Origin of the sequence: Crenobacter oryzisoli (assembly GCF_030385785.1) — a bacterium.
Taxonomy (GTDB): domain Bacteria; phylum Pseudomonadota; class Gammaproteobacteria; order Burkholderiales; family Chromobacteriaceae; genus Crenobacter_A; species Crenobacter_A oryzisoli.
On record NZ_JAUEDK010000007.1, the window covers coordinates 1 to 24,174 of the forward strand.

At 64.8% G+C, this 24,174-nt stretch carries 28 protein-coding genes and 1 riboswitch; of the genes, 8 read left to right on the top strand and 20 right to left on the bottom strand.

Annotated elements, in window-relative coordinates; genetic code table 11:
* The 3 genes from QU481_RS05435 to QU481_RS05445 form a co-directional block, all read left to right on the top strand.
* Positions 1 to 253, top strand: a 253-nt coding sequence (locus QU481_RS05435; RefSeq protein WP_289828900.1) for an IS30 family transposase, incomplete at its 5' end; no start/stop codon positions are given.
* A 152-nt stretch (positions 254 to 405) separates the two neighbouring features.
* Positions 406 to 603: a phage integrase N-terminal SAM-like domain-containing protein gene (locus tag QU481_RS05440; RefSeq protein ID WP_289828901.1), complete on the top strand. Its 198-nt coding sequence runs from the start codon at positions 406 to 408 to the stop codon at positions 601 to 603.
* Between the two features lie 133 nt (positions 604 to 736).
* Entirely contained in the window at positions 737 to 1,552 is an 816-nt protein-coding gene (locus tag QU481_RS05445; RefSeq protein ID WP_289828902.1) for an undecaprenyl-diphosphate phosphatase, read from the top strand.
* A gap of 92 nt (positions 1,553 to 1,644) precedes the next feature.
* Here QU481_RS05445 and QU481_RS05450 read toward each other — a convergent pair whose 3' ends face one another.
* The 8 genes from QU481_RS05450 to thiC form a co-directional block, all read right to left on the bottom strand.
* Entirely contained in the window at positions 1,645 to 2,055 is a 411-nt protein-coding gene (locus QU481_RS05450; RefSeq protein WP_289828903.1) for a VOC family protein, read from the bottom strand.
* Between the two features lie 155 nt (positions 2,056 to 2,210).
* The gene (locus tag QU481_RS05455; protein WP_289828904.1) at positions 2,211 to 3,521 is read right to left on the bottom strand and encodes an NCS2 family permease; all 1,311 of its coding nucleotides are present in this window, start codon (positions 3,519 to 3,521) and stop codon (positions 2,211 to 2,213) included.
* Between the two features lie 304 nt (positions 3,522 to 3,825).
* Positions 3,826 to 4,116, bottom strand: coding sequence for a DUF3175 domain-containing protein (locus QU481_RS05460; RefSeq protein WP_289828905.1), 291 nt, complete (start codon positions 4,114 to 4,116; stop codon positions 3,826 to 3,828).
* Positions 4,117 to 4,154: 38 nt separating this feature from the next.
* On the bottom strand, positions 4,155 to 4,559 hold the full coding sequence (locus QU481_RS05465; RefSeq protein ID WP_289828906.1) for a DUF3224 domain-containing protein: 405 nt from the start codon (positions 4,557 to 4,559) through the stop codon (positions 4,155 to 4,157).
* A 29-nt stretch (positions 4,560 to 4,588) separates the two neighbouring features.
* A complete protein-coding gene (locus QU481_RS05470; RefSeq protein ID WP_346432421.1) occupies positions 4,589 to 5,146 on the bottom strand; it encodes a GyrI-like domain-containing protein in 558 nt (185 codons plus the stop codon).
* 163 nt (positions 5,147 to 5,309) lie between these two features.
* Positions 5,310 to 5,768 carry a hypothetical protein gene (locus QU481_RS05475; protein WP_289828908.1) on the bottom strand — a complete coding sequence of 153 codons (459 nt, stop codon included), beginning with the start codon at positions 5,766 to 5,768 and terminating at the stop codon, positions 5,310 to 5,312.
* Positions 5,769 to 6,168: 400 nt separating this feature from the next.
* A complete protein-coding gene (locus QU481_RS05480) occupies positions 6,169 to 6,648 on the bottom strand; it encodes an SgcJ/EcaC family oxidoreductase (RefSeq protein ID WP_289828909.1) in 480 nt (159 codons plus the stop codon).
* Between the two features lie 379 nt (positions 6,649 to 7,027).
* Entirely contained in the window at positions 7,028 to 8,902 is a 1,875-nt protein-coding gene (gene thiC, locus QU481_RS05485) for a phosphomethylpyrimidine synthase ThiC (RefSeq protein ID WP_494337224.1), read from the bottom strand.
* A 107-nt stretch (positions 8,903 to 9,009) separates the two neighbouring features.
* Positions 9,010 to 9,109: riboswitch (TPP riboswitch) on the bottom strand.
* A gap of 115 nt (positions 9,110 to 9,224) precedes the next feature.
* Between thiC and QU481_RS05490 the strand changes: the two genes are divergently transcribed.
* From QU481_RS05490 to ung, 3 genes are all read left to right on the top strand, one after another.
* Positions 9,225 to 9,884: a protein-L-isoaspartate O-methyltransferase family protein gene (locus QU481_RS05490; protein ID WP_289828911.1), complete on the top strand. Its 660-nt coding sequence runs from the start codon at positions 9,225 to 9,227 to the stop codon at positions 9,882 to 9,884.
* A complete protein-coding gene (locus tag QU481_RS05495) occupies positions 9,884 to 10,216 on the top strand; it encodes a rhodanese-like domain-containing protein (protein WP_289828912.1) in 333 nt (110 codons plus the stop codon). Before QU481_RS05490 ends, QU481_RS05495 begins: the two co-directional genes overlap by 1 nt.
* 96 nt (positions 10,217 to 10,312) lie before the next feature.
* The gene (gene ung / locus QU481_RS05500) at positions 10,313 to 11,032 is read left to right on the top strand and encodes a uracil-DNA glycosylase (protein WP_289828913.1); all 720 of its coding nucleotides are present in this window, start codon (positions 10,313 to 10,315) and stop codon (positions 11,030 to 11,032) included.
* A gap of 53 nt (positions 11,033 to 11,085) precedes the next feature.
* On the opposite strand, the gene QU481_RS05505 is transcribed toward ung, so the two are convergent.
* The 3 genes from QU481_RS05505 to QU481_RS05515 all read right to left on the bottom strand — a co-directional run bounded on the left by QU481_RS05505 (position 11,086) and on the right by QU481_RS05515 (position 14,141).
* The gene (locus QU481_RS05505; protein WP_289828914.1) at positions 11,086 to 12,129 is read right to left on the bottom strand and encodes a DinB family protein; all 1,044 of its coding nucleotides are present in this window, start codon (positions 12,127 to 12,129) and stop codon (positions 11,086 to 11,088) included.
* Positions 12,130 to 12,279: 150 nt separating this feature from the next.
* The gene (locus QU481_RS05510; RefSeq protein ID WP_289828915.1) at positions 12,280 to 13,056 is read right to left on the bottom strand and encodes a glycosyltransferase family 2 protein; all 777 of its coding nucleotides are present in this window, start codon (positions 13,054 to 13,056) and stop codon (positions 12,280 to 12,282) included.
* 29 nt (positions 13,057 to 13,085) lie between these two features.
* Positions 13,086 to 14,141 carry a glycosyltransferase family 4 protein gene (locus QU481_RS05515; protein WP_289828916.1) on the bottom strand — a complete coding sequence of 352 codons (1,056 nt, stop codon included), beginning with the start codon at positions 14,139 to 14,141 and terminating at the stop codon, positions 13,086 to 13,088.
* Positions 14,142 to 14,965: 824 nt separating this feature from the next.
* Between QU481_RS05515 and waaC the strand changes: the two genes are divergently transcribed.
* Both waaC and waaA read left to right on the top strand, forming a co-directional pair.
* Positions 14,966 to 15,931, top strand: coding sequence for a lipopolysaccharide heptosyltransferase I (gene waaC / locus QU481_RS05520; RefSeq protein ID WP_346432422.1), 966 nt, complete (start codon positions 14,966 to 14,968; stop codon positions 15,929 to 15,931).
* A gap of 2 nt (positions 15,932 to 15,933) precedes the next feature.
* Positions 15,934 to 17,196 carry a lipid IV(A) 3-deoxy-D-manno-octulosonic acid transferase gene (gene waaA, locus QU481_RS05525; RefSeq protein WP_435382722.1) on the top strand — a complete coding sequence of 421 codons (1,263 nt, stop codon included), beginning with the start codon at positions 15,934 to 15,936 and terminating at the stop codon, positions 17,194 to 17,196.
* 81 nt (positions 17,197 to 17,277) lie between these two features.
* Here waaA and QU481_RS05530 read toward each other — a convergent pair whose 3' ends face one another.
* From QU481_RS05530 to QU481_RS05570, 9 genes are all read right to left on the bottom strand, one after another.
* The gene (locus QU481_RS05530; protein ID WP_289828918.1) at positions 17,278 to 18,348 is read right to left on the bottom strand and encodes a HoxN/HupN/NixA family nickel/cobalt transporter; all 1,071 of its coding nucleotides are present in this window, start codon (positions 18,346 to 18,348) and stop codon (positions 17,278 to 17,280) included.
* A gap of 17 nt (positions 18,349 to 18,365) precedes the next feature.
* The gene (gene ureG, locus QU481_RS05535; RefSeq protein ID WP_289828919.1) at positions 18,366 to 18,998 is read right to left on the bottom strand and encodes an urease accessory protein UreG; all 633 of its coding nucleotides are present in this window, start codon (positions 18,996 to 18,998) and stop codon (positions 18,366 to 18,368) included.
* A gap of 173 nt (positions 18,999 to 19,171) precedes the next feature.
* The gene (locus tag QU481_RS05540; RefSeq protein WP_289828920.1) at positions 19,172 to 19,843 is read right to left on the bottom strand and encodes an urease accessory protein UreF; all 672 of its coding nucleotides are present in this window, start codon (positions 19,841 to 19,843) and stop codon (positions 19,172 to 19,174) included.
* Positions 19,840 to 20,343, bottom strand: a complete 504-nt coding sequence (ureE, locus tag QU481_RS05545) for an urease accessory protein UreE (protein WP_289828921.1) — start codon at positions 20,341 to 20,343, stop codon at positions 19,840 to 19,842. The genes QU481_RS05540 and ureE overlap by 4 nt, the downstream gene beginning before the upstream one ends.
* A gap of 10 nt (positions 20,344 to 20,353) precedes the next feature.
* On the bottom strand, positions 20,354 to 22,054 hold the full coding sequence (gene ureC / locus QU481_RS05550) for an urease subunit alpha (protein ID WP_289828922.1): 1,701 nt from the start codon (positions 22,052 to 22,054) through the stop codon (positions 20,354 to 20,356).
* On the bottom strand, positions 22,054 to 22,359 hold the full coding sequence (locus QU481_RS05555; RefSeq protein ID WP_289828923.1) for an urease subunit beta: 306 nt from the start codon (positions 22,357 to 22,359) through the stop codon (positions 22,054 to 22,056). The genes ureC and QU481_RS05555 overlap by 1 nt, the downstream gene beginning before the upstream one ends.
* On the bottom strand, positions 22,356 to 22,889 hold the full coding sequence (locus QU481_RS05560; RefSeq protein ID WP_289828924.1) for a GNAT family N-acetyltransferase: 534 nt from the start codon (positions 22,887 to 22,889) through the stop codon (positions 22,356 to 22,358). Before QU481_RS05560 ends, QU481_RS05555 begins: the two co-directional genes overlap by 4 nt.
* Positions 22,890 to 22,896: 7 nt before the next feature.
* Complete coding sequence (locus QU481_RS05565) at positions 22,897 to 23,199, bottom strand: urease subunit gamma (protein WP_289828925.1); 303 nt, start codon at positions 23,197 to 23,199, stop codon at positions 22,897 to 22,899.
* Between the two features lies 1 nt (position 23,200).
* A complete protein-coding gene (locus QU481_RS05570) occupies positions 23,201 to 24,073 on the bottom strand; it encodes an urease accessory protein UreD (RefSeq protein WP_289828926.1) in 873 nt (290 codons plus the stop codon).
* Positions 24,074 to 24,174: the final 101 nt, after the last annotated feature.

The following is a 24,174-nucleotide window of genomic DNA, read 5'->3' on the forward strand; positions in this document are numbered from 1 at the left end:
CGGTATTCGCGTCTACTTTGCCGACCCACACAGCCCGTGGCAGCGGGGTAGCAACGAGAACGCCAACGGCCTGATCCGGGAATATTTGCCCAAAGGGACAGACCTGTCCGTGCACAGCCAGGAAGAACTGGATGCTATCGCGCACCGGCTGAACACACGCCCACGTGCAGTGTTGAAATTCAAGATGCCGATCGAGGTGTTTGCCGAACATCTGGATGCCGTGATTGAATCGCGACAAGCCGAGAAACATTAACCCTGTTGCACTTGGTTATTGAGGCCGCCCGTCCTAAAAGACGTAAAAAAATGCGTCGGAAGCGACGCGAAGACCAATCCATCCACCTGGACAGCTTGCCACATCAGCGCCTATGACAAAAGGGTAATCGTAAACCTACAGGCAAACACGTCGTGGCTTCCCCCAAGCTGCTCGATCAGGTCATCGACCGCATCCGTCTCAAGCATTACAGCCTACGCACCGAGCAGCCCTACACCAGCTGGATCCGCCAGTTCATCCTGTTTCACGGCAAGCAACCCCCTTCGCAAAATGAGCAAGATCGAGGCTTTCTGCATTATCTGGCTCGGGCGTACCGTACCCAGTTTCATTGAGCCGACCACTCTCAAAGTGGGCCGAAGCGCCGCTCACTCGGCCCGCTGTGGATAAGCCCTCCCGCGTGCATCTCGTAACAAAACCGCACGACTCATCCATTACAATGGCGGCAGTTATCCACAGGACCCTGCCATGACCCTGCTGCAAACCCTCATCCTTGCCATCGTGCAAGGGATCAGCGAGCTGTTTCCGATTTCCAGCGTGGCGCACGCCGTGCTGACGCCGTGGGCGTTTCACTGGGATCTGACGCCCGAATTCCTGAAGGTGCACTTCCTGCCGGTGGTGGTGCTGCTGCACCTGGGCACCGCGGTGGCGCTGCTGTTGTTCTTCCGCAAAGACTGGATCGCCTACGCGAAGAGCCTGTTCGGCAGACACGACGCGGTGGCGCGGCGCGAGTTTCAGCTGGTGGTGATCGGCACGGTGCCGGCGGCGCTGCTCGGGCTGATCTTCGAGAAGGCGCTGAAGGGGATGTTCGCCAATGTGATGTTCGCGGCGATCTTTCTGATCGTGAACGGGGTGATCCTGTTCGTCGGCGAGAAGGCGCGCAGCCGTGGCCGCAAGGAGCTGACCGAGCTGACGGTGCCGCAGGCACTCGGCGTGGGTCTGGCGCAGTCGCTGGCGCTGATTCCGGGCTTCTCGCGCTCGGGCGCGAGCATGGTGGCGGGCTTCTGGGCCGGCCTGAGCCACGGCGCGGCGGCGCGTTTCTCGATGCTGCTGGCCACGCCGATCATCGTCGGCGCCAGCGTGCTGGAAATCCCGAAGCTGGCGCGTCAGGCCGACGCGGCGACGTTCCAGACCGCGCTGATCGGCGGCGTGGTGGCCGGCGTGGTGGCCTACCTGAGCGTGTGGGCGCTGATGGCCTGGTTCAAGCGCCAGGAAGTGAACGCGATGCGGCCGTTCGCACTGTATTGCTGGATCGTCGGCGCGCTGGTGCTGTTCACCCACTGACACGCCCCCTCCGCTACACTCGCAACAACGGCAGCCCACGGGCTGCCGTTTTTACTGCCCACGCGTTAGGCCAAAGCTGGCCGAAACGGGGATCACGCCGAGGCGATGGCAGCCGGGTCCATATACGCCAGTTCCCAGACATGGCCGTCCAGGTCCAGGAAGCCGTGGCCGTACATGAAGCCGTAGTCGACCGGCTCCTTATAGGTAGAGCCACCGTTGGCGAGCGCCTTGGCGACCAGCTCGTCGACCTCGGCACGGCTAGCACAGGACAGGCACACCAGCACTTCGGTTGCGCGGGTGGCATCGCTGATCGGGTGGGGAGCGAAGCTCCTGAACTTGTCCTCGGCCAGCAGCATCACGTAGTTGTGGCCGTCGGCGACCACCATGCAGGCCCCCTCCTCGTTGGTGAACTGGGCATTGAAGTCGAAGCCCAGCGCGCGGAAGAAGGCGATCGAACGGTCAAGCTGCTTCACCGGCAGGTTGACGAAGATTTGTCGGCTCATGCGGTTTCCTTGTCGATTGAGGCGTAGGGACGATCATTAGCACCATGCCAATACCAAAAGCATAGACATTGCATTGTCTCTCCGAACGGAAAACGACAGCCCATGGGCTGCCGTTTCACTTGCGCCTTTCCTTGTCCGGTCAGGCGGGAACGCAGTCAGCCGAACGCGACGTATTTGATCAGGAACAGCGCGGCAATCACCCAGCTGGCGGCGTGTACTTCCTTGATGCGGCCGGTAAACAGCTTGAGCACCGCGTAGGTGATGAAGCCGAACGACAGGCCATTGGCGATCGAGTAGGTGAACGGCATCGCCAGCACCGCCAGTGCGGCCGGGGTCGCCTCGGTGATGTCGTCCCATTCCACGTCGAGCAGTTCGTGCAGCATCAGGCCGGCCACGTAGAGCAGCGCCGGGGCGGTGGCGTACGCCGGCACCGAGCCGGCCAGCGGCGCCAGGAACAGCGCGGCGAGGAACAACACGCCGATGGTCAGCGCGGTCAGGCCAGTACGGCCGCCGGCCTGCACGCCGGAGGCACTCTCGATATAGGCGGTGGTGCTGCTGGTGCCCATCAGCGAGCCGAGGAAGATGGCGATACTGTCGGCGAACAGCGCGCGACCCAAGCCCTTGTAGCGCTCTCCCTCCATCAGGCCGGCGCGGCGCGCCACGCCCATCAGCGTGCCGGTGGCGTCGAACACCTCGACCAGCACGAACACCAGGATCACGTGGATGAAGCCGCCGTGCAGCACGCCGGCAATGTCCAGCTTCAGGAAGGTGGGCGCCAGGCTTGGCGGGGCGGAGAACACGCCGTTGAACTGGTTGAGGCCGAGCAGCATGCTCAGCACAGTGACCGCGATGATGCCGATCAGGATGGCCCCGCGCACCCGCAGCGCATCCAGCACCGCGATCACGAAGAAGCCGAAGATCGCCAGCAGCGCCTGCGGGGCATGCAGGTTGCCGAGGCCGACCTTGGTAGCCGGGTTGGCGACCACGATGCCGGCATTACCCAGCGCGATGATGGCGAGGAACAGGCCGATACCCGCACCGATCGCGCAGCGCAGCGACTTGGGCACGCCGGAGATCAGCCAGGAACGGATGCCGGTGGCGGTGAGGATGATGAACACCGTGCCGGACACAAACACCGCGCCGAGCGCCTGCTGCCAGGTGTAGCCCATCGCGGCGACCACGGTGAAGGCGAAGAAAGCGTTCAGCCCCATGCCCGGCGCCATGCCGATCGGCCAGTTCGCCATGAAGGCCATGATCAGCGAGCCGGTGGCGGCGGCAAGACAGGTGGCAACGAACACCGCATTCTTGTCCATGCCGGTGGTCGACAGGATGGTCGGGTTGACGAAGATGATGTAGGCCATCGTCAGGAAGGTGGTGATACCGGCGATGATCTCGGTGCGGACGCTGGTATTGTGTTCTGTCAGCTTGAAGACGCTGTCTAGCATGGTGGTGCTCCCCGTTGGCATGCCGTTCCATGTGTTGTTCGCTCGACCGCGCCTGCAGAATGCGGCCATTCTTTCTTCATGAAATGAATTATAAGAAGACAATTTCAGTCTGCCAGACGGCATGGTTTGCCGGCGGGAAAGGCGATGCGGATGGGCTACGAGCCGCTAACCAAACCCAGCGAAGCGGTCTTGGCTAGGCGTGCGGCCGCAGACAGTACAAGTAGTACGGCAGGCCGCATAACAACGCCAAGGGGATTTTGTTAGTGGCTCTAATGCGCCTGGGGGTCAGGCGGCGGGGAGGATCTCGATGACGTGGACAGAGCGATCACGGACGCCGCCGCGGCCTTCCATAGAGCGATCGGAGCTCGTCCTTCGCCTGCTCCAGGCGTTCGCGCTGCGTTATGGACAACTGGTGGCCGGCGCGGTTGATGTAGAAGGTGAGCATCGACATCGCCGAACGAAACGGGTCCGTTTTTCTCCGCTCGCTGCGCTCCGCCGAGCGTTGCAGCGACAGGGCGATGTCGTGTGGATCGTCAAGGGTGAACACGCCCGCTTCCAGATCCAGGGCATTGCTGCCTTCTGTCACCTGCTGCGACCAGCGTGCCCGCTCAGCCATGCGACGATCCGATTCGATGGGCCTGGGCCGGCGCGCCTTCAGGCGGTTCCGGGAAGGCTGTAGGCGAACGCGTAATGGTGTTTGCCGTCGGCGATATTGATCGCCATCGTGCCGGACAGCCCCGTCAGCTCGCCGGTGCCGGAATCCGGCACGACGGTGACGACCAGCTGCGGCGCGCCGCGTGTCATCGTGCCGCTGTGCTGCAGCACGAAAGTGCCGGTGCGGCCCTGCAGCGTGCCGGTCACCTTCTCGATGGCGACGTAGCCCGCCGACCCCTGCACGGCCGTCCCGGCCGACAACATCTCGCCACGGCTCGTCGCCTCGAGTTCACCGACAAACTGCTTGTCGATCGCGCGCCGGCCGAGCAGTGCGTCGGCCCCGACGTCGTACAGCGGAAGGATAGGAAGTTGCACCTCGAAGGTACCGGTGGCATGGCGATCCATGCGGACTCCTGATGAGCGTCAATAATCAATCAGCATAACAGCGGACGATTCAACTCGGTACACCAGCTCGCCGGATCGGGGCCCGATTCGGGACCGGTGACGTAGCGCTCCCACAAGTCCGGGGCGGCCTCGTGCCCTGCCGCGGCGATCCAGGCCATGAACTCGCCCCACGCCACACCCAGTCCCTCGTAGGGGCCGTGGTAGACGGTGCGCGCCACCGTCGCGGCGGGCAGCTCGCCCGGCGTGACCCGGCCAGTCCGGGTCACTGGCGAAGCGACCGGTACGCCGACCTCAACATCGAAGGTGTCCGGGTCCATGTTCAGGTGGTGCGAGAACACCGGACCCGTTGGCGCGATGCCCTGGGCCGCTATCGTGGCCAGCACCTCCGCGATGGCCGGCCCCATGACGCGCTGGATCTCTGCCCGCGCAACGGTGAGATGAATGACGGCGGTCAGCCGGGCATCTGTCTGAGCAATCCGGGGGGTGTCGATCATGGGACTGTTCTCCTGTCTGCGGCGGCGTACTTGCCTCGGCCGTCGAATAGCGTGGGATCGGTAAGGCCTCTCGGCCAGGGTTGGCCAGCTCATGCCGTGGCTATTGCTTCTCCGGCATCGCCGACGAGTGGTGGCTGGTGATCAGCCATTTCGTCCAGTCCCGTTGGTAAATATAGATATAGCAGGCATGCATAACCGCGCCGGTCTTTTGGATAGGGCGCAATGCGCTACACTTATTGCGCCCTACGGGACTGAATCAACTCTTCTTAAAGCACTTTCCAGTCGGGTCGAATTCAATGTGGATTAGTTCACCGCCAGAGATGCCCCAGACGTTCCCGCCAGTGAAAGTCAAACAGCCATCATCTTTATATAAAGCTTCGAGGCGCCGGGCATCACTGCCAAAGTAGAACGGAATCCATCGTTTTCCGGTCTCGTAGCTATTTGTTTTATCCGGTGCATGCCCCATGACTTCCTGCACTTCATCCATTTTCATACCGATTTTTAATTTTGCCAATTTGCTATCAGGACGCGACGTACCAGAAATCCCTTCGGAATTGGGTTCTTCTGTTGGCTTTTGAGTAGAAGCGATAGTCTTGTCCGTCTCCGAATTAGTCACTTGTACGGTGTCGGCCATTGCCCAATCAGCAGCTATTGTAGTAGCAGCGACAATAAATAAAGCGAAGGCAGCTGTTCTCATGCTGGTTTGTTTTTTCATCTTAATAGCTTTTCCATAGGAATGAAGGTGTAGGCCACCTCGATAGTGACGCATAAATTGCGTGCCTCACCTTATCATATTTTTCGATATTTTATATATTTGTCATTTCACGAATAACACGAAATCGGCTTCATGCAGATTATTCCGCCGCTCAGCCAGCCCACATGGCTTCTATCATCCAACGATCGAGTTAAGAGATAGAAAAAAATGCAGCGTTTTCCCATCTCAACAGATACGGCACAATGTGCTGCGCTTATTGCACCCTACGGGGCTAAACCGCGACGAACGTCGGGTGGTGGATCCGCTCGACAAGCTCGGCGCGCAATAGAAAACGGCGGTCGGAAGACCATCGCTTTCTATTGCACACGCCGGATGCGTCTTGGCACAGACGCGATAACCCCTACTTGTTCTCCGGCATGGCCGACGAGTGGTGGCTGGTAATCAGCCACTTCGTCCCATCCCAGCGGTAGGTATAGGTATAGCGGGCATGCACGACAGCCCCCGTCTTGGTGAAGGTGAAGGTGTAGAGCCCAGCATCCACGGCAGAATTGCAGCCGAGCTCGATGAAGCGCATGTCGATCTTGCCGGACGGTCCGTTCGCCAGAAAGTGCTGGAAATAGTCCAGCTTCTCGGCCGGGGTGAGGCGCGGCTGATTGGACACCGTCGGCAGCAGGATGGAGTGCTCCGCGTAGTTGGCGACCACCCGATGCGGGTCTCGGGTCTGCAGCGACTGGTTCCAGCGATCGAACAGCGCTGCGATCTCTTGCTCCGAGGTGGGCTTGCAGCTTGCCGTGCTGCTGGCCTGCGCAGTGGGGGAAGCGGAGTGGGTGGCACATCCGGTCAGCACGAGCGCCAACAGGGCAACGCTGGCGAGTTTCATGGCAGAGCTCCTTTGGTGATGGAAGTCATGACACCTCTTGTCCGCCCTTTCACGAACTGAGACCTGCTCATGATCTGCTGCGCTCGGGTGATCCTGCGTTGAAATGAGGCCCAACATGCTTGTCTGTTCGATGAGTAGATTCTGCTTTTTCGCCTCATTTCACCTTGGCTGACCCTTCGCTCACTAGATCATGCACAGGCTCCAAGAAAAGGCGTCCGGACTGCCACCGGGTGTCTCGCCGCCCTTATCCGCTACCGCCTCTTTGGCAACATAGTCCGCCCAAGCGTCCAAGCAAAGCCGTTCGAATCGCATCGAGCAACAAAAACGGCAGCCCGCAGGCTGCCGTTTCATCTTCCAACGTTGACCGAACGGCCGACAGTTAGACCTTGTCGTAGAGCTTCGCGCCGCCCTTCATGAACTCGATCGACTTCACTTCCATGCCCTTCGCGAGCGCTTCCTCGTCGGACACGCCCTGGCTGGCGGCGAATTCGCGCACGTCCTGGGTGATCTTCATCGAGCAGAAGTGCGGGCCGCACATCGAGCAGAAGTGCGCGACCTTGGCGCTGTCCTTCGGCAGCGTCTCGTCGTGGAACGAGCGCGCGCGGTCCGGGTCCAGGCCAAGGTTGAACTGGTCTTCCCAGCGGAACTCGAAGCGTGCCTTGGACAGCGCGTTGTCGCGGATCTGCGCGCCCGGATGGCCCTTGGCGAGGTCGGCGGCGTGCGCGGCCAGCTTGTAGGTGATGATGCCTTCCTTCACGTCGTCCTTGTTCGGCAGGCCGAGGTGCTCCTTCGGGGTGACGTAGCACAGCATCGCGGTGCCGTACCAGCCGATCTGCGCGGCGCCGATCGCCGAGGTGATGTGGTCGTAGCCCGGTGCGATGTCGGTGGTCAATGGGCCCAGGGTGTAGAACGGCGCTTCGTGGCACCACTCCAGTTCCTTGTCCATGTTTTCCTTGATCAGCTGCATCGGCACGTGGCCCGGGCCTTCGATCATCACCTGCACGTCGTGCTTCCAGGCGATCTGGGTCAGTTCGCCCAGCGTCTTCAGCTCGCCCAGCTGCGCGTCGTCGTTGGCATCCCACACAGAACCCGGACGCAGGCCATCGCCCAGCGAGAAGGCGACGTCGTACTCCTTCATGATCTGGCAGATGTCTTCGAAGTGGGTGTAGAGGAAGTTTTCCTTGTGATGCGCCAGACACCACTTGGCCATGATCGAGCCGCCGCGCGACACGATGCCGGTCATGCGGTTGGCGGTCATCGGCACGTAGCGCAGCAAGACGCCGGCGTGGATGGTGAAGTAGTCGACGCCCTGCTCGGCCTGCTCGATCAGCGTGTCCTTGAAGATTTCCCAGGTCAGGTCCTCGGCCTTGCCGTTGACCTTCTCCAGCGCCTGGTAGATCGGCACCGTGCCGATCGGCACCGGGCTGTTGCGCAGGATCCATTCGCGGGTTTCATGGATGTTCTTGCCGGTCGACAGGTCCATGATGGTGTCGGCGCCCCAGCGGATGCCCCAGGTCATCTTGTCGACTTCTTCGGAGATCGACGAGGTGACGGCCGAGTTGCCGATGTTGCCGTTGATCTTCACCAGGAAGTTGCGGCCGATGATCATCGGCTCGGATTCCGGGTGGTTGATGTTGTTCGGGATGATGGCGCGGCCGGCAGCCACTTCCTGACGCACGAATTCCGGGGTGATCTCGTCGACGGTCAGCGCGCCGTAGTTCTGGCCCTTGTGCTGGCGGGTCATCAGATTCAGCAGGCGCTGGTTGCCGGTGGCTTTCAGCGACTCGACGTAGGCGGCGCGGTTCTGGTTCTCGCGGATCGCGATGTATTCCATCTCCGGCGTGATGATGCCGCGCTTGGCGTAGTGCATCTGCGTCACGTTACAGCCCGGCTTCGCCTTGCGCGGCTTGCGGGTCAGGTTGAAGCGCAGATGGTCGAGCTTCTCGTCGGCTTCGCGGGTGCGGCCGTATTCGCTGGACAGGCCGGCAAGCTGTTCGGTGTCGCCGCGCTCTTCGATCCAGGCGGCGCGCAGCGCCGGCAGGCCGGAGCGGATGTCGATCAGGGCGGCCGGGTCGGTGTACGGGCCGGAGCAGTCGTAGACGTAAATCGGCGGGTTCTGCTCGCCGCCGAACTGGGTCGGGGTGTCGGCCTGGCTGATTTCGCGCATCGGCACGCGGATGTCCGGGCGGGAGCCTTCGACATAGATCTTGCGGGAATTGGGCAGCGGCTGGATGGCGGCTTCGTCCACCTTCATCGCCACGTTCAGATCGGCGGGGGTATTCATCGGAGTAGCTCCTGCGTAAGAGTGGGGGTGTCGACGCAGGAGACGGACTTACCGCACAGACGGGCCCCGGACGGGGCTTGGCGGTCTCTTCGCTTCCCTACGCCGGTGTTATCCGGATCAGGTTCCAAGGGTATTTCTCACCCACGCGTCATGCGCGCAGGACCCCTAGCGATGCCAGGCATGCATGCAGACCCCCTGGAAACGGTTTCCAGGATGCCCGCAGTGCTGTAAAGGTAAGGCAAATATGGGATAATCGCAAGCTATCTCATGCCCTTGCAGCCGGAGTCGGTCAATGAATTTTGAACAAGCCCGTTTCAATATGGTTGAGCAGCAGATTCGTCCGTGGGACGTGCTCGATCTCAAAGTGCTGGACCTGCTGATGGAGGTCAAGCGCGAGGAGTTCGTCGCCGATGCGCAGAAGACCCTGGCGTTCATCGACACCGAGCTGCCGCTGTCCAACGGCAGCCGCATGCTGCAGCCGAAGGTGGAAGCCCGCCTGCTGCAGGACCTGGATGTCGAAGCCGACGACAAGATCCTCGAGATCGGCACCGGCTCGGGCTACGTGACCGCCCTGCTCGCCACCCTTGGCAAACATGTCTACAGCGTCGAAATCGACCCGGCGCAGAAAGACCGCGCCGCCGCCAACCTGAAGAAGGCCGGCGTCGAGAACGTCACCCTGGTCGAGGGCAACGGCCTGCACGGCCACGCCGCCCAGGCACCGTACGACGCGATCTATGTCGGCGGCTCGCTGCCGGTGGTGCCGGAGCAGCTCAAGGCCCAACTGGCCGTCGGCGGCCGCATGGTCGTGGTGGTCGGTGACCTGCCGATGATGCGCGCACTGCGCATCAAGCACGAAAGCCAGGGCGTGTTCAGCGAAACCGTGCTATTCGACGTGGTGATCGACCGCCTGAACGCGATCGACGCCGCCGAACCGAACCGCTTCAGCTTCTGATGAGCGGCGTACAGGAAATCGGCGCGGCGGACCTCGCTGCCTGGCTCGCTGACGAGTCGCGCGCACAGCCCTTGCTGCTCGACGTGCGTGAGGGCTGGGAGGTGGCGATCGCCGCCATCCCCGGATCGCGCCACATGCCGATGAATCTGATCCCGTTGCAGATGGGCGAACTGCCGGACGACGTGACCATCGTCACCGTCTGCCACCACGGCGTGCGCAGCTACCACGCCGGGCTGTTCCTCGCCAACGCCGGCTTCGAGCCTGTGTTGAGCCTGAAGGGCGGCGTCGATGCCTGGGCCAACGAGGTCGACCCGACGATGGCTCACTACTGAGCCACCGGGGAACCGACGCAGGCGGCCACGGCCGCCTTTTTTATTGTGCGCCTTGCGCGCGGGCCGAGTGCTCGGCCAACCTGAACAGAGTCCGCCATGACCCTAGACTACCTTTCGCCGGCCCTGGCCCGTGTCCATCCCGACTGGGAGACGGTGCTGCGCCGCCACGAGTGCACACGCGTGCTCGTCGACATCGACAAGGCCCTGAGCGCCGCCGCGCAGGACGGCAAGGCGCTGTACCCGCCGCGCGAACAGATCTTCCACGCGCTGACCTTCGGCAGCCCGCGCGACGTGCGGGTCGTGATCCTCGGCCAGGACCCGTATCACGGCGAGGGCGAGGCGATGGGGCTGTCGTTCTCGGTGCCGGACGGGGTGCGGGTACCACCGAGCCTGCGCAATATCTACAAGGAACTGGCCGCCGACCTGGGCATTGGGCCGGCCAACAGCGGCGACCTGACGCCATGGGCACGCCAGGGCGTACTGCTGCTCAACAGCGTGTTCAGCGTCGAGGCCGACCGCGCCGGCAGCCATGGCAAGCTCGGCTGGCAGACCGTCAGCGATGCGCTGATCGATGCGGTGAACGAAGAGAACCCGGGCTGCGTGTTCCTGCTGTGGGGCAACTGGGCACAGGGCAAGGCCGAGCGCATCGACACCAGCCGGCACACCATCTTCAGCTCGGCGCATCCTTCGCCGCTGGCGGCGCACCGCGGCTTCTTCGGCAACCACCACTTCTCGCAGGCCAACGCCTGGCTGGCCGCACGCGGTCGCGGCACCGTCGACTGGTCGCTGACGGCGACGGCCAGCCTGTTCGGCTGAACCTACCGTTCAAAGAAAAAGCCGCCTGTTGGCGGCTTTTTCATGCCTGTTCGTCACACGTCGTCGATCAGCACCACCAGGTCGGTGACCCCGGGATCCAGCCCCAGCTGCGACATCAGCGTGCTGAGCTGGCCGCGGTGATGGGTCTGATGGTTGAACAGATGCATCAGCACCGGGAACAGCGGCTTGGTCGCCGCGACGCCGCGCATATTGCGGTAGCTGAGCGGCTGGTCGAGCTCAGCCTCGGTCAGCGCCGCACACCAGTCGAGCAGCAGCCGGTCGAGTTGACGCCGCTCGGCCAGGCACCCAGCCAAGCTGTGGCTCAGCCAGCTGTTCAGCGCCACCGGCGCCGCCCGCTCGCGCAGCACCGCCAGCATGCCCGGCTCGGGCAGCTCGGCGAAGCGCTTCATCCACAACAGGTCGGCGACCAGCAGGTGGTTGAGCGTACCGAGCAGCGAGCCGAAAAACGCGCCCATATTGCCGCTGAGCGTCGCCTCGGGGAGCTCTTCGAGCGTGTGGTAGAGCTTTTCGTTCATCCAGTGGTTGTACTCGGCCATGCGCCGCACGTGTGCGAGGCGGCTGCCCGCCTCGTCGAGGCGCCGTCCGCACACCGCAGTGCGGCGATTGCCGGCGTGACGGCGCTGCGGGTCGTCGTACGCGGAGAGCACCTTGTAGCCGGCCTTGCGCATCATGCCGGCCGAGCCGAGATTCTCCTCGTGGCGTTCGGCGGCGAGCCAGCGGATACCGCGACTGGCCAGCCGGCCGTTCAGCTCGCGCAGCAGCCGCCCGCCCAGCCCGCGGCCGGCGTAGTCGCGGTGCACCACCGCCTCGGCGAGGTAGGCCGCCTGTTCGGGCGGGATGTCGGCCGGCCGCAGCGCCGGATACGGATCGTCGCGACGCCAGATCATCGCACCGACGATGTCGCCGCCGTCCCAGGCTAGCAGGGCACCGCCGCGCCCGGCGGCCAGCTCGGCCAGTGTCGCGACCACATTGTCCTCGGGCAGCCAGTTCCAGGCATTCGGGCCGTGTTCGCGCAGCAGCATGCCGATCACCGCGGCCTGCTCCGGCACCGCCTCGCCGAATTCGATGCTTGCCATGTCCATACCCGTCCGCCTTTCTGCGCGACGACATGCCTCAGACAGCATGCCAACAGACTCAATCTAGCCCAGTTTTTCGCCACCCGTCCGACAATTTTGCAGCGCAAAAAAAGCCGGCATCAGCCGGCTTCTTCTCAAATATTGCAGTGATCAACGCGCTTTGTTCTTATTCATCAGCATCAGCTTGACATATTTGTAGTACGACACCTCGGCATTCGACACTGCCAGCACAAAGCCCTCGGCGCCGTCGAGGAAGCCGCGCTTGATGATGTAGGTGCGGAAGAACGCCCAGAAGCCGTGGCCGATCGCCGAGGCCAGCGAGGCGGTCTTGCCGCGCTCCTGCATCGTCAGCGCCCCAGCGCTGGAGTAGTCGTTCACCTTGGCGAGCGACTCGTGCAGGTCGGCGACCGCATAGTGGATGATCGGGCCGTTGAAGCGGCCGGTGCTGCCGTCGATCTTGAGGTGGGTGTGGGTGCGCACGTCGGTGAAGCGGCCCTTCTCGCGGCGGAACAGCCGCACGATGCGGTCCGGCCACCAGCCCGAATGCGCCATGAACTTGCCGCAGAAACGTGAGCGGCGCGGCGTGGAGAAGGCTGCATGTTCGCTGCCGTTTTCCAACAATTGCAGGATTTCTCCGCGCAATTGCTCGCCGACATGCTCATCGGCGTCGAGGCACAGCACCCACTCGCTGGTGGCCTGGTCGAGTGCGCGGTTCTTCTGCGGGCCGTCGCCCGGCCAATCGGTCTCGAACACCTTGGCGCCCAGCTCGCGGCACAGTGCCTGGGTGCCGTCGGTGCTGCCCGAGTCGAACACGATCATCTCGTCGGCCCAGTCGCGCACCGAGCGCAGGCAGTCGCCGATATCGTGAGCTTCGTTCATCGCCACCACGATCACACTGATCGAGGCGCGCTTGGCTGGAGCGGTCATAAGGGGGAAAGCAGATCAAAACGCCGATTCTACCGCAGCCCGGCACAGGCCAGCAGCTGTTCGACATGGCGGGTGACATCGGCATCGTAGCGGATTTCGCGGCGCGGTTCGGCCAGCCGGGCCGCTCCCGCCCCGACGCGTCGCACCGCCTCGGCCAGCGCAGCCTCCAGCGTTGCCGGCTGCTCGCGGTCGAAGCGCAGGCAAGCGGCGTCGCTGAGCACCTCGGTGCAGGCGATATTGTCGGCCAACACCAGCGGCGTGCCGCACAGCGCCGACTCGATGCCGACCAGACCGAACGGCTCGTAGCTCGAGGCGAGGATGGTGTAGTCGACCGCCTGATAGAGCTGCTCGATATGCTTCTGATAACCGAGGTCGATCAGGTTGCGCCCGGGCTTGTCGAGCGGCCGGCCAACTACTGCCAGCAAGACCGGCAGCCCGCTCCGTTCGAACGCCGCGCGCAGCACCGGCAGGCCCTTGCGCTGGTGGCTGGACGAGGGAAACACGAACACCACCTTGTCGTCCGGTAGGCCGAAGCGGCGGCGCAAGGCTCGCCGCTGCTCGTCGTCCACCGTGACGAAGCGTTCGCCGCTGACCGGCGGGTACAGCGTGGCCAGTTTCGTTGCCGGTACCTGATAAAGCGTCGCCAGCTCCTTGGCCATCAGCGCCGAGTGGGCAATCACCCGCCGGGCATTGGCGTAGAAGCACTCTTCCAGCGCGATCTGCCGGCTATCCCAGAAACCCGCCGCTTTGCCGCTGGCGGCGAGGTAACCGCGGTGGGTGCCGCCGCATACGGCGACGTCGGAAGCGGTGTTGCGGTTGCAGCCGATCAAGAGCTCGATGCCGTGGCGAGCCTTTTCCTTTTCCAATGCCCGGGAAAACGCGCCGTCGCGCAGTTTGCCGGGCAGCCAGCCGACCTTGATTTCAACCGGCTCGATCATCCGGTACTCGGCGAGCGCGGTATCGAAGCGACGGGCAAAAAAAGTCGGGGTGATGCCCATTCGCTGCAAACCATTCACCAGGTCGAGGGCGTAGCGTTCGAAACCGCCGCTGTAACCGAAGGCGTTGCAGGCAATGCCGATCTTCATGCTTGTTCTGTCCTTCCTGTCGTGGCGGCACTGTACCACGTCCCTGCCTGCCGATCCGGCCGGCAAAGCCCCCGAGTTGCTTATTCACATTGCTCCGAGCGATGTCCCGGCCATTTATGAGCGCGAATCATTCCATGAGCATGACAATGGTGAAGCCAATGACATAAAACCCCGTTTTTCTGGGGGTAAATCGTAGCCGATAGCGTCTTGCTATCACTGACCATGCCTGGGTTTCGCTCCGTTTAGCCTTATTGGCATCGTCCTGTCTGTTGGCAGTTCACCTTGCTGGTTTTTGTAGACAGAAGGGCGGTCCGGTTTTCACGGACAGTTCTTTTCTTAGTTATTGTTTTTTTAATTGGATGAAACTGATACTAGGGCCAACTTCTCTGTGGATAAGTCATAATTTCTTACGAATTCAATGGGTTACCATGGGTGATGCCTTGTTAGTGGTCGCCATGCTTACGTTCGTATCGCTTGTGGATAAGTTGTGCCGGTCTGCAAAAGCCCTGCTTATCCACATGCTGGTCGCCGTCTGATCAGTGCCACTTGTGCAGATCGTTTTTTTGCCCGCGCTCGTTTTTTTCTCTTTGCCCTTTTATAAAATGAAACTACTGATGTACGCTGTACAAATGTGTGGACAAACAGAAAAAACAACTTGTTTTCAGGGTGTTCTGTTGTTGATAATCATGGTGGCGAGTCGGGTCGCGAGAGCACGATAAGTTGTGGATAAAACCGCCACCTCTTATCCACAGCTGCTTATCCACACCCGACTCTCCCCTCTCCCGCTTGGTTAACCACAGCTGCGCTCGGTTACAATGCCGGCCATGATGAACGTGCTGATCGTGCGCACCTCCTCGATGGGCGACCTTATCCACACCTGGCCGGCGCTCACCGAACTCAAGACGCACTACCCCAATCTGTCGCTGACCTGGCTCGTCGAGGATGCCTTCGCCGACATTGCCGCCTTGCACCCGGCCGTGGTGCGGGTGATTCCGTTTTCGTGGCGGCGCTGGCGTCGTGCGCCGTTTTCGCCCTCGACCTGGCGCGAGGTCCGCGCCTGCAAGGCGGCACTGTCCAGTGGCGGCTGGGACCAAGTGGTCGACCTGCAAGGCCTGGTGAAGAGCGCGATCCCGGCACGCTGGGGCCGCGCGCCGCTGGCCGGCTACGACCGCAAGAGCATCCGCGAGCCGCTCGCCTGCCTGTTCTATGACAAGACCTATGCCGCCAGCTGGCAGCTGCCGGCGGTCGAACGCTGCCGCCGATTGCTGTCGCAGGTATTCGGTTATCGGGCCGACGGCGCGCCGCGCTTTGGTGTGCCGGCGCCGGAGAAACCCACCGCCGCGCCGGCCGATCCCTATGTGGTGCTGCTGCATGCGACCAGCCGCGACAGCAAGCTGTGGCCCGAGCCGCACTGGATCGCGCTGGGCAAGCGCTTGGCCGAGGCGCACGGCTGGCGCGCGGTGTTGCCGTGGGGCAATGCGAAGGAGAGAGCGCGCGCCGAGCGGCTCGCCGTAGCGCTGCCGGGCGCCTTGGTGCCGGAGCGGATGAGTTTGCGCGATGCGGCCGGCCTGCTTGGCCATGCCGAGGCAGTGGTCGGTGTCGATACGGGCCTGTTGCACCTTGCGAACGCGCTCGACGTGCCGCTGGTCGGCATCTATACGGACACCGACCCGGCCTCGACCGGCGTGATCGAGACGGTGCGTTCGGCCAACCTGGGCGGCGAGCGTCAGTGCCCGGACGTCGACACCGTGTACCGGACGCTGATGACGATGCACGGAGCGCCGCGGTGAGCGTGGCACGGCGGCTGTATACTCTGGCCGGCTGGCTGATCCGGCCGCTGCTGAGGCGCTATCTGAAAAAGCGCGCGAAGAAGGCGCCGGCGTATCTGGAGCACTGGGATGAGCGCTTCGGCGACGGCTATGCACCGCGTGCGACCGGCGCGATCTGGATCCACGCGGTGTCGGTGGGGGAGACCCGCGCCGCGCTGCCGCTGGTGCACGCGCTGCGCGCCCGTTATCCGGATGCGCCGCTGTTGATCACCCAGATGACGCCGACCGGGCGCGCGACCGCGCTCCAGCTGTACCCGGACGCCGAAGTGCGCTACTTGCCGTACGATTTCCCGCGCGCGGTGGCCGGCTTCTTCGCCGCCTACCGGCCGCGCTTCGGTGTGCTGATGGAAACCGAGCTGTGGCCGAACCTGATCCACGCGGCGCATAAGGCCGGCGTGCCGCTGCTGCTCGGCAACGCGCGGCTGTCGGACAAGTCGTACCGCGGCTACCGTCGCGTCGCGCCGCTGATCCGACCGGCGCTGGCGAGCCTCGCCGGCGTGGCGGCGCAGACCGAGGCCGACGCGGCGCGGCTGGTGTTGCTCGGCACCCGCAATATCAAGGTCTGCGGCAACACCAAATACGATTTCGCGCCGCCAGCGGCGCAGCTGGCGCTGGGCCGGACTTTCCGCACCTGGCTCGGGGAACGGCCGGTGCTGGTGGCCGCCAGCACCCGCGACGGCGAGGAGGCCTTGATCCTGGCTGCCTGGCGCAAGGTGCGCCCCAAGGCGCGGCTGGTGATCGTGCCGCGACATCCGGAGCGCTTCGACAGCGTGGCGGCGTTGGCCGAACAGCAGGGCTTCACCGTGGCGCGGCGCAGCGCGACGAGCGGGCCGCTGGCGGACGAGGTCGATGTGTGGATTGGCGACAGCATGGGCGAGCTGTTCGGCTACTATGCGGCGGCCGATCTCGCCTTCGTCGGCGGCAGCCTGCTGCCGCTGGGCGGCCAGAACCTGATCGAGCCGGCTAGCGTCGGCGTGCCGGTGCTGTTCGGCCCGTCGATGTTCAATTTCCCGCAGGCGAGCGAGCTCGCGCTGGCGGCCGGTGCGGCGCTGCAGGTGGCCGACGCCGACACGCTGGTCGCCGAGATGGTGGCGCTGCTCTCCGATGCCGAGCGACGCGCCGCGATGGGCGCGGCGGCACAGCGCTTCACCGCCGCGCACCGCGGTGCGAGCGAACGCATCGTCGACTACTTCGCCGAGCGCTTGGCGGACGGGGTGGTGCGCTGAGTCGCCCTCCGGTTCCCAAAAAAATTTTGGCCAACCCTCACGGGTTGGCCAAATCGTTTGGTAGTGGGCAGACGGGTACGCTCAGCTACGCAGCTCCAGCTCGTCGTAGCCGCGCCACTTGTACACCGCCGCCGACAGCAGCCAGCTCGCCGCGAACAGGCCGATGATGAGGTAGCCGATGGTGCCGAAGTGGTCGTTCAGCGCGCCGATCGCGTCCCAGAACACCCCCTTCAGTTGCAGCTTGTCGGCCGCGAGGCCGAGCGCCTCGATGCCGCCGATCACTAGCGCCACCAGCACCGACACCAGCGTGATCGTCATGTTGTAGTAGAGCTTGCGGATCGGCTTGATGAAGGCCCAGCCGTAGGCACCGAGCATCAGGATGCTGTCGGTGGTGTCGAGCAGTGCCATGCCGGCGGTGAACAGCGCCGGAAACACCAGGATGGTCCACACCGGCATGCCCTTGGCGGCCGATGCCGCCGAGATGCCCAACAGACCGATCTCGGTGGCGGTGTCGAAGCCGAGGCCGAACAGCACGCCCAGCGGGTACATGTGCCAGCCCTTCGTCACCAGCCGGAACACCGGTCGGAACAGTCGTGCCAGCAGGCCGCGGTCGGCCAAGAGCAGGTCCAAGTCCTCCTCGACGTAGCGTTCGCCGTTCTTCACCCGTTTAAACACCCCGTACACCGAGCGCAGGATCATCAGGTTCATCAGCGCCAGCGCCAAGAGGAACAGCGACGACACCGTGGTGCCGATCACGCCGCCGACGTCCTTGAACTCGGCGAAGCGGGTCTGCAACGCCATCGCGGTAGCGGCCACTGCGACCGACAGCACCACCACGATGGTGGAATGGCCCAGCGAGAACATCAGCCCGACGGTGACCGGTCGCTTGCCCTCCTGCATCAGCTTGCGGGTGACGTTGTCGATCGCGGCGATGTGGTCGGCGTCGACCGCGTGGCGCAGGCCAAAGCTGTATGCCAACAGCGCGGTGCCGAGCAGCACCGGGTGGTCGCGGAAGGCGATCAGTGCCCAGGCCCAGGCTGCCAGGTTGAAGCCGAGCAACAGGCCGTAGAGGCGGAACACCCTGCCGCGCAGGGGGCCGTCGGCGTCATCGAACACCGAGCGCAGCACGCTCACGAGACTGCGGTTTGCCATCGAGACGGTTCCTCGTCTCAGGCCCGGCGGGCCGCGGCCGGTAGGGTGAGCATGCCCTTTTCCTCGATGAAGGCGATGATCTCGTCGAGCCCCTGGCCGATCTTCTGGTTGGAGAACACGAACGGGCGCTCGCCGCGCATCTTCTTCGCGTCGCGCTCCATCACTTCCAGCGAGGCGCCGACTAGCGGGGCGAGGTCGATCTTGTTGATCACCAACAGGTCGGACTTCATGATGCCCGGCCCGCCCTTGCGCGGGATCTTGTCGCCGGCCGACACGTCGATCACGTAGAGGGTCAGGTCGGACAGCTCCGGGCTGAACGTCGCCGCCAGGTTGTCGCCGCCCGACTCGACGAACACGATGTCGAGGCCGGGGAAGCGCGCGTTCAGCCGGGCGATCGCCTCGAGGTTGATCGACGCGTCCTCGCGGATCGCGGTGTGCGGGCAGCCGCCGGTCTCCACGCCGATGATGCGCTCCGGATCGAGCGCGGCGTGTTTCACCAGGAACTGGGCGTCCTCCTGGGTATAGATGTCGTTGGTGACCGCGGCGATGTTGTACTTGTCGCGCAGCGCACGGCACAGCGCCAGGGTGAGCGCGGTCTTGCCGGAACCGACGGGGCCGCCGATGCCGACGCGCAGGGGGTTGGAAGCCATGGAATTCTCCTCGGGATTAAAAATGGTTGTCCGCAAAGCGGATTTCAGCATCGGCGAGCAGGCCCGAGACAAGGCGCCCGGCGCGCAGAAACCGGAATGGACGTGGTGTCCATGAGGATTTCGAGCACCGCGCAACGCGGTATCGGGTCTGCGTAGCCATGTTGAAACCGCTTTCAGGATCGGAACAGCCGCGAATACTGGGTCTCATGCCGCATCGACAGCCAGGCGAGGCCCGGCGCGAAGCCGGACTCGGGGCTTGCCGGCAAGCTGGTCAGCACCGCCGCCAGCCGCGGCAGCAGCGCCGAGAACAGCTTCTGGCCGGCCAGCTGGCCCATCGGCAGCGCCTTCATCAGCACCATCACCTGGTTTTCCAGCCAGGCCCACACATAGCCGCTCAGCGCCGCGTCGGCGTCTAGGCCGAGTGCCCGGCTTGCCACCGCCCACGCCACCGGCAGGCCGAGCGGTTCCAGCTCGGTCAGCGTGCGACGCTGCGCGACGTCGAGCTCGGGCAGCTCCAGCAGCAGCGTCTTCAGCGAGTAGCCGGTCTGCACCGTCTCGGCGTACAGCTCGGCCGCCTCGCGGCTGGCCAGCCACAGCGCGTTGGCCGAAGCGAGCCCGGCCGCGTCGTCGTCGGCTGCGGCGGCCAGCGCTTGGCCGAGCAGCGGCAGCTCGAAGCGCGTGAGCGGGCCGTCCAGCTGCTCGACCAGCCACACCTCGGCGCTGACGGTGTCGTGCACCCAGCCGTGCTCGATCGCCGATTCCAGACCCTGCGAGTAGCTGTACGCACCGATCGGCAGCGCCGGGCTGGTGAGGCGGAACAGTTGCAGTAGCGCGAGCGTGTTCATGGGTGGGCCTTGGCGAACTGGTGCAGTTTCGGGGCGTAGTGGAACTCGGCCTCCTGGCCGTGCGAGTGGTGGTGGCCGCCGCCGTAGGCGCCGCTCTCGGGGTTGAACGGTGCCTCGACGGTGCTGAGCGTCACGTCGAAGTGGCGCGCCAGCATGTCGATCAGCACGTGGTCGCAGGCCAAGCGCAGCCAGCCGTCGCCGACCTCGACCGGCACGTGGCGGTTGCCGAGGTGGTAGGCGGCGCGCGCCAGCTCGGTGGGGCTGGCGGCCACCACGTGGCTCAGCGTCTCGGCGGCAGCGCGCACCACCACCACCCGGCCGTCCTCGGCGGCGAGCAGCGTACCGTCACGCAGCGGCTGGCCGCGTTCGAGGAACAGGCCCACCTCCTCGCCGGACACGGCGCGGGTGCGCAGCCGGCTCTTCTGGCGCAGTTCGAAGGTCAGGAGCAGCGTGTCGTCGATGCGCTCGGCGCTTTCGACAAAGCGGGTCAGTACCAGCATGATGGTCCCCTCAGAACAGGAAATAGCGCTGCGCCATCGGCAGCACCTCGGCCGGCTCGCACCACAACAGTTCGCCGTCGGCATAGACCTGGTAGGTCTGCGGGTCGACCTGGATGTCGGGCAACCAGCCGTTGTGGATCAGGTCGGCCTTCTGCACGCTGCGGCAGCCCTTCACCGCCACCAGCCGTTTCCTGAGCCCCAGCCGTTCGCCGATGCCCTCGTCGAGTGCCACCTGCGATACAAAGGTCAGGCTGGTGTCGGCCACCGCGCTCGGCAGCGCACCGAACATCGGCCGGTAGTGCACCGGCTGCGGGGTGGGGATCGAGCCGTTGATGTCGCCCATCAGCGCGGCGACGATCACGCCGCCCTTGAGGATCTGGTTCGGTTTCACGCCGAAGAAGGCCGGACGCCACAGCACCAGGTCCGCCAGCTTGCCCACCTCGATGCTGCCGACCTCGTGGGCGATGCCGTGGGTCAGCGCCGGGTTGATGGTGTACTTGGCGATGTAGCGTTTCGCGCGGAAGTTGTCGTTGCCCGGCGCGTCCTCGGGTAGCGGGCCACGCTGCTTCTTCATCTTGTCGGCAGTCTGCCAGCAGCGCAGCACCACCTCGCCGACCCGGCCCATCGCCTGCGAGTCGGACGACATCATCGCGAACGCGCCCTTGTCGTGCAGGATGTCCTCGGCGGCGATGGTCTCGCGGCGGATGCGGCTCTCGGCGAACGCCACGTCCTCGGCGATGGCCGGGTCGAGGTGGTGGCACACCATCAGCATGTCGAGATGCTCGTCGATGGTGTTGACGGTGAACGGACGGGTCGGGTTGGTCGAGCTCGGCAGCACGTTGGGCAGGCCGCAGGCCTTGATGATGTCCGGGGCGTGGCCGCCGCCGGCACCCTCGGTGTGGTAGGTGTGGATGGTGCGGCCACGCAAGGCCGCCAGCGTGTCCTCGACGAAGCCGCCCTCGTTGAGCGTGTCGCTGTGGATTGCCACCTGCACGTCGTACTGGTCGGCCACCGCCAGGCAGTTGTCGATCGCCGCCGGGGTGCTGCCCCAGTCCTCGTGCAGCTTCAGGCCGATCGCGCCGGCCCGCACCTGCTCGATCAGCGGCCCGGGCTCGCTGGCATTGCCCTTGCCGGTGAAGCCGAGGTTAATCGGCAGGCTGTCGGCAGCCTTGAGCATGTTCGCCATATGCCACGGCCCCGGCGTGCAGGTGGTGGCGCTGGTGCCGGTGGCGGGGCCGGTGCCGCCGCCGATCAGGGTGGTGACGCCGGAGTAGAGCGCCTCATCGATCTGCTGCGGGCAGATGTAGTGCACATGGGTGTCGATGCCGCCGGCGGTGACGATCAGCCCTTCGCCGGCGATGATCTCGGTCGACGCGCCGATCACGATGTCGACGCCGGGCTGGATGTCCGGGTTGCCGGCCTTGCCGATCGCGGCGATGCGGCCGGCCTTGATGCCGATGTCGGCCTTCACCACGCCCCAGTGGTCGAGGATCAGCGCGTTGGTGATCACCGTGTCCATCACCTCGGCATGCAGGGCCTGGCCCTGGCCCATGCCGTCGCGGATCACCTTGCCGCCGCCGAATTTCACTTCCTCGCCGTAGACGGTGTAGTCGCGCTCGACCTCGATGATGAGGTCGGTGTCGGCCAGGCGCAGCTTGTCGCCGACGGTGGGACCGAACATCTCGGCGTACGCTTGACGGGAGATCTTCATCACAGGTCCCCCATCACGTCGCCGCGAAAGCCGACCACGCGGCGGCGGCCGGCCAGCGCCACCAGCTCGACGGTGCGGGTCTGGCCCGGCTCGAAGCGCACCGCGGTGCCGGCGGCGATGTTGAGGCGGAAGCCGCGCGCCGCGGCGCGGTCGAACGCCAGCGCCGGGTTGGTTTCGGCGAAGTGGTAGTGCGAGCCGACCTGGATCGGCCTATCGCCAGTATTGGCGACGGTCAGCGTTACGGTGGCGCGGCCGGCGTTGAGTTCGATTTCGCCCGGCTGGGCGATCAGTTCACCGGGAATCATCGGGTGGGTCTCCGGAACAGGGTCTTGAAATAGATCGCGGTGGCGCGCAGCACGCCGTCGGCGCCGTAGGCGTAGTCGGGCAGCTCGCCCAGGCGCTGGTAGCCGAGTGCATGGTAGAAGTCCTCGGCCGGCGAGCCTGCCTCGGTGTCGAGGTAGAGCAGTCCGCGTTCGAGCGTCAGTGCCTCGGCCTCCAGCGCGGCCATCAGCCGGCGCGCGGTGCCCTGGCGGCGCTGGCCGCTCGCCACCATCAGCTTCTGTACCTCGGCGCGGTTCACGCCGTTCTGGCGTTGCGCGAGTTCGAGCTGCACGCTGCCGAGCAGGCGACCGTCGTCGCCCTGCGCCAGCCACAGCCGGCGCGAGCCGTCCGCCAGCGAGGCGGTGAGGCCGTCCACCCAGTCGTAGGCGGTGGCGAGCGTGATCGGCAACACGTAGCCGATCGAGGCGCCATGCTCGACGGTGTCGATGAGCAGCCGGGCCAGCGCGTCGCGGTATTCGGCCAACTTTTCGGCCGGAAGCGGCAGGAGGGTCATGGCGGCCTCAGGCGATCGGCTGGTGGACGGTGACCAGCTTGGTGCCGTCCGGGAAGGTGGCCTCGACCTGGATGTCGGGGATCATCTCCGGCACGCCTTCCATCACCTCGTCGCGGCCGAGGATGGTGGTGCCGTAGTGCATCAGCTCGGCGACGGTCTGGCCGTCGCGCGCGCCCTCCATGATGGCGGCCGAGATCAGCGCCACCGTCTCGGGGTAGTTCAGCTTCAGGCCGCGCGCACGGCGCCGTTCGGCGACCAGCGCGGCGGTAAAGATCAACAGCTTGTCCTTCTCGCGGGGAGTCAGGTCCATGTCAGGTGTTCCAGATGCGCGGCGCCACCGCGTCGAGGCCGACGGCTTCGGGGCGGATCAGGCGCCAGAGTTGGCGAAAGGCGGAATGGGCGGCTTCGGCCGAGTCGCCGAGAAAGCGCGCCACCCAGAGCTCGGGCAGCTGGCTGATTGCAAGCAGGCCGTCGGCGACGAGCTCGCGGCAGAGGGCGGTCAGTTCGGCCGGCAGCTTCGGCCCGGCGAACAGCAGCGTGCCGACCACGCTGTGGCCGGCGAGGCCGATGCGGCTCGTCAAGAGCGGGTCGCTGCCGGCCAGGCGCAGCGGCTCGGCCCAGATCAGCCGGCCGTCGCGCACGATGCGGCTGTCCTGGCGCCACTGGCCGGTGGCGAAGCGCTCGCCGGCGGCCGGGCGGCCCAGGCAGACCACGTCGCTGTAGACGAGCCGGGCATCGCCGGCGAGCTCGAAATGGTTGTGGAGGCTGGTGTCGCTGCCGTCGAACAGGATGGTCTCCTGCGGCAGCCATTCGAGCACGGCCCCTTCGGCCAAGCGGGCATTCAGCGTCTGGCTGGCGGCACGGCCGTGGGCGCGGTACCACTTGGCGGCGCCGGGGCTGGTGAGCAGCGCGTGTGCGCCGGGCTCAAGCGCAATGGCGAAGGCAAGCGCGTCGCCGCCGGCGATGCCGCCGGGCGGGTGGACGATGATCTGGTGGCAGACGCCGCCGGACGGCTCGGGATGGAAGTGTTTTTGCACCCGAAGCGGGCCGAAATGACGGCGATGCACCGGAATGGTGCGTTCGCCGTGACGGGCGTAGGCCAGTTCCAGCCGGGCCGACCAGCCGGGCAGCAGGCCGGTCGCGGCAGTGGGTAAATCGCGGTGCATGGGTGTCGACAGCATCATTGGCGGACCCCGGAACGGCTAGCTGGCCGGTTCGGCACGCCAGCTTGCATACGGTATTGACCGCCATGGGGTTGGTCAGCGAAACAGTTTTATGCCGAAAG

Bases quoted from the DNA above. Each gene is read 5' to 3' on its own strand.
- QU481_RS05445 (WP_289828902.1), top strand. From the start codon at position 737: ATGACCCTGCTGCAAACCCTCATCCTTGCCATCGTGCAAGGGATCAGC.
- QU481_RS05450 (WP_289828903.1), bottom strand. From the start codon at position 2,055: ATGAGCCGACAAATCTTCGTCAACCTGCCGGTGAAGCAGCTTGACCGT.
- QU481_RS05455 (WP_289828904.1), bottom strand. From the start codon at position 3,521: ATGCCAACGGGGAGCACCACCATGCTAGACAGCGTCTTCAAGCTGACA.
- QU481_RS05460 (WP_289828905.1), bottom strand. From the start codon at position 4,116: ATGGCTGAGCGGGCACGCTGGTCGCAGCAGGTGACAGAAGGCAGCAAT.
- QU481_RS05465 (WP_289828906.1), bottom strand. From the start codon at position 4,559: ATGGATCGCCATGCCACCGGTACCTTCGAGGTGCAACTTCCTATCCTT.
- QU481_RS05470 (WP_346432421.1), bottom strand. From the start codon at position 5,146: ATGAGCTGGCCAACCCTGGCCGAGAGGCCTTACCGATCCCACGCTATT.
- QU481_RS05475 (WP_289828908.1), bottom strand. From the start codon at position 5,768: ATGAAAAAACAAACCAGCATGAGAACAGCTGCCTTCGCTTTATTTATT.
- QU481_RS05480 (WP_289828909.1), bottom strand. From the start codon at position 6,648: ATGAAACTCGCCAGCGTTGCCCTGTTGGCGCTCGTGCTGACCGGATGT.
- thiC (WP_494337224.1), bottom strand. From the start codon at position 8,902: ATGAAGGTGGACGAAGCCGCCATCCAGCCGCTGCCCAATTCCCGCAAG.
- QU481_RS05490 (WP_289828911.1), top strand. From the start codon at position 9,225: ATGAATTTTGAACAAGCCCGTTTCAATATGGTTGAGCAGCAGATTCGT.
- QU481_RS05495 (WP_289828912.1), top strand. From the start codon at position 9,884: ATGAGCGGCGTACAGGAAATCGGCGCGGCGGACCTCGCTGCCTGGCTC.
- ung (WP_289828913.1), top strand. From the start codon at position 10,313: ATGACCCTAGACTACCTTTCGCCGGCCCTGGCCCGTGTCCATCCCGAC.
- QU481_RS05505 (WP_289828914.1), bottom strand. From the start codon at position 12,129: ATGGCAAGCATCGAATTCGGCGAGGCGGTGCCGGAGCAGGCCGCGGTG.
- QU481_RS05510 (WP_289828915.1), bottom strand. From the start codon at position 13,056: ATGACCGCTCCAGCCAAGCGCGCCTCGATCAGTGTGATCGTGGTGGCG.
- QU481_RS05515 (WP_289828916.1), bottom strand. From the start codon at position 14,141: ATGAAGATCGGCATTGCCTGCAACGCCTTCGGTTACAGCGGCGGTTTC.
- waaC (WP_346432422.1), top strand. From the start codon at position 14,966: ATGATGAACGTGCTGATCGTGCGCACCTCCTCGATGGGCGACCTTATC.
- QU481_RS05530 (WP_289828918.1), bottom strand. From the start codon at position 18,348: ATGGCAAACCGCAGTCTCGTGAGCGTGCTGCGCTCGGTGTTCGATGAC.
- ureG (WP_289828919.1), bottom strand. From the start codon at position 18,998: ATGGCTTCCAACCCCCTGCGCGTCGGCATCGGCGGCCCCGTCGGTTCC.
- QU481_RS05540 (WP_289828920.1), bottom strand. From the start codon at position 19,843: ATGAACACGCTCGCGCTACTGCAACTGTTCCGCCTCACCAGCCCGGCG.
- ureE (WP_289828921.1), bottom strand. From the start codon at position 20,343: ATGCTGGTACTGACCCGCTTTGTCGAAAGCGCCGAGCGCATCGACGAC.
- ureC (WP_289828922.1), bottom strand. From the start codon at position 22,054: ATGAAGATCTCCCGTCAAGCGTACGCCGAGATGTTCGGTCCCACCGTC.
- QU481_RS05555 (WP_289828923.1), bottom strand. From the start codon at position 22,359: ATGATTCCCGGTGAACTGATCGCCCAGCCGGGCGAAATCGAACTCAAC.
- QU481_RS05560 (WP_289828924.1), bottom strand. From the start codon at position 22,889: ATGACCCTCCTGCCGCTTCCGGCCGAAAAGTTGGCCGAATACCGCGAC.
- QU481_RS05565 (WP_289828925.1), bottom strand. From the start codon at position 23,199: ATGGACCTGACTCCCCGCGAGAAGGACAAGCTGTTGATCTTTACCGCC.
- QU481_RS05570 (WP_289828926.1), bottom strand. From the start codon at position 24,073: ATGATGCTGTCGACACCCATGCACCGCGATTTACCCACTGCCGCGACC.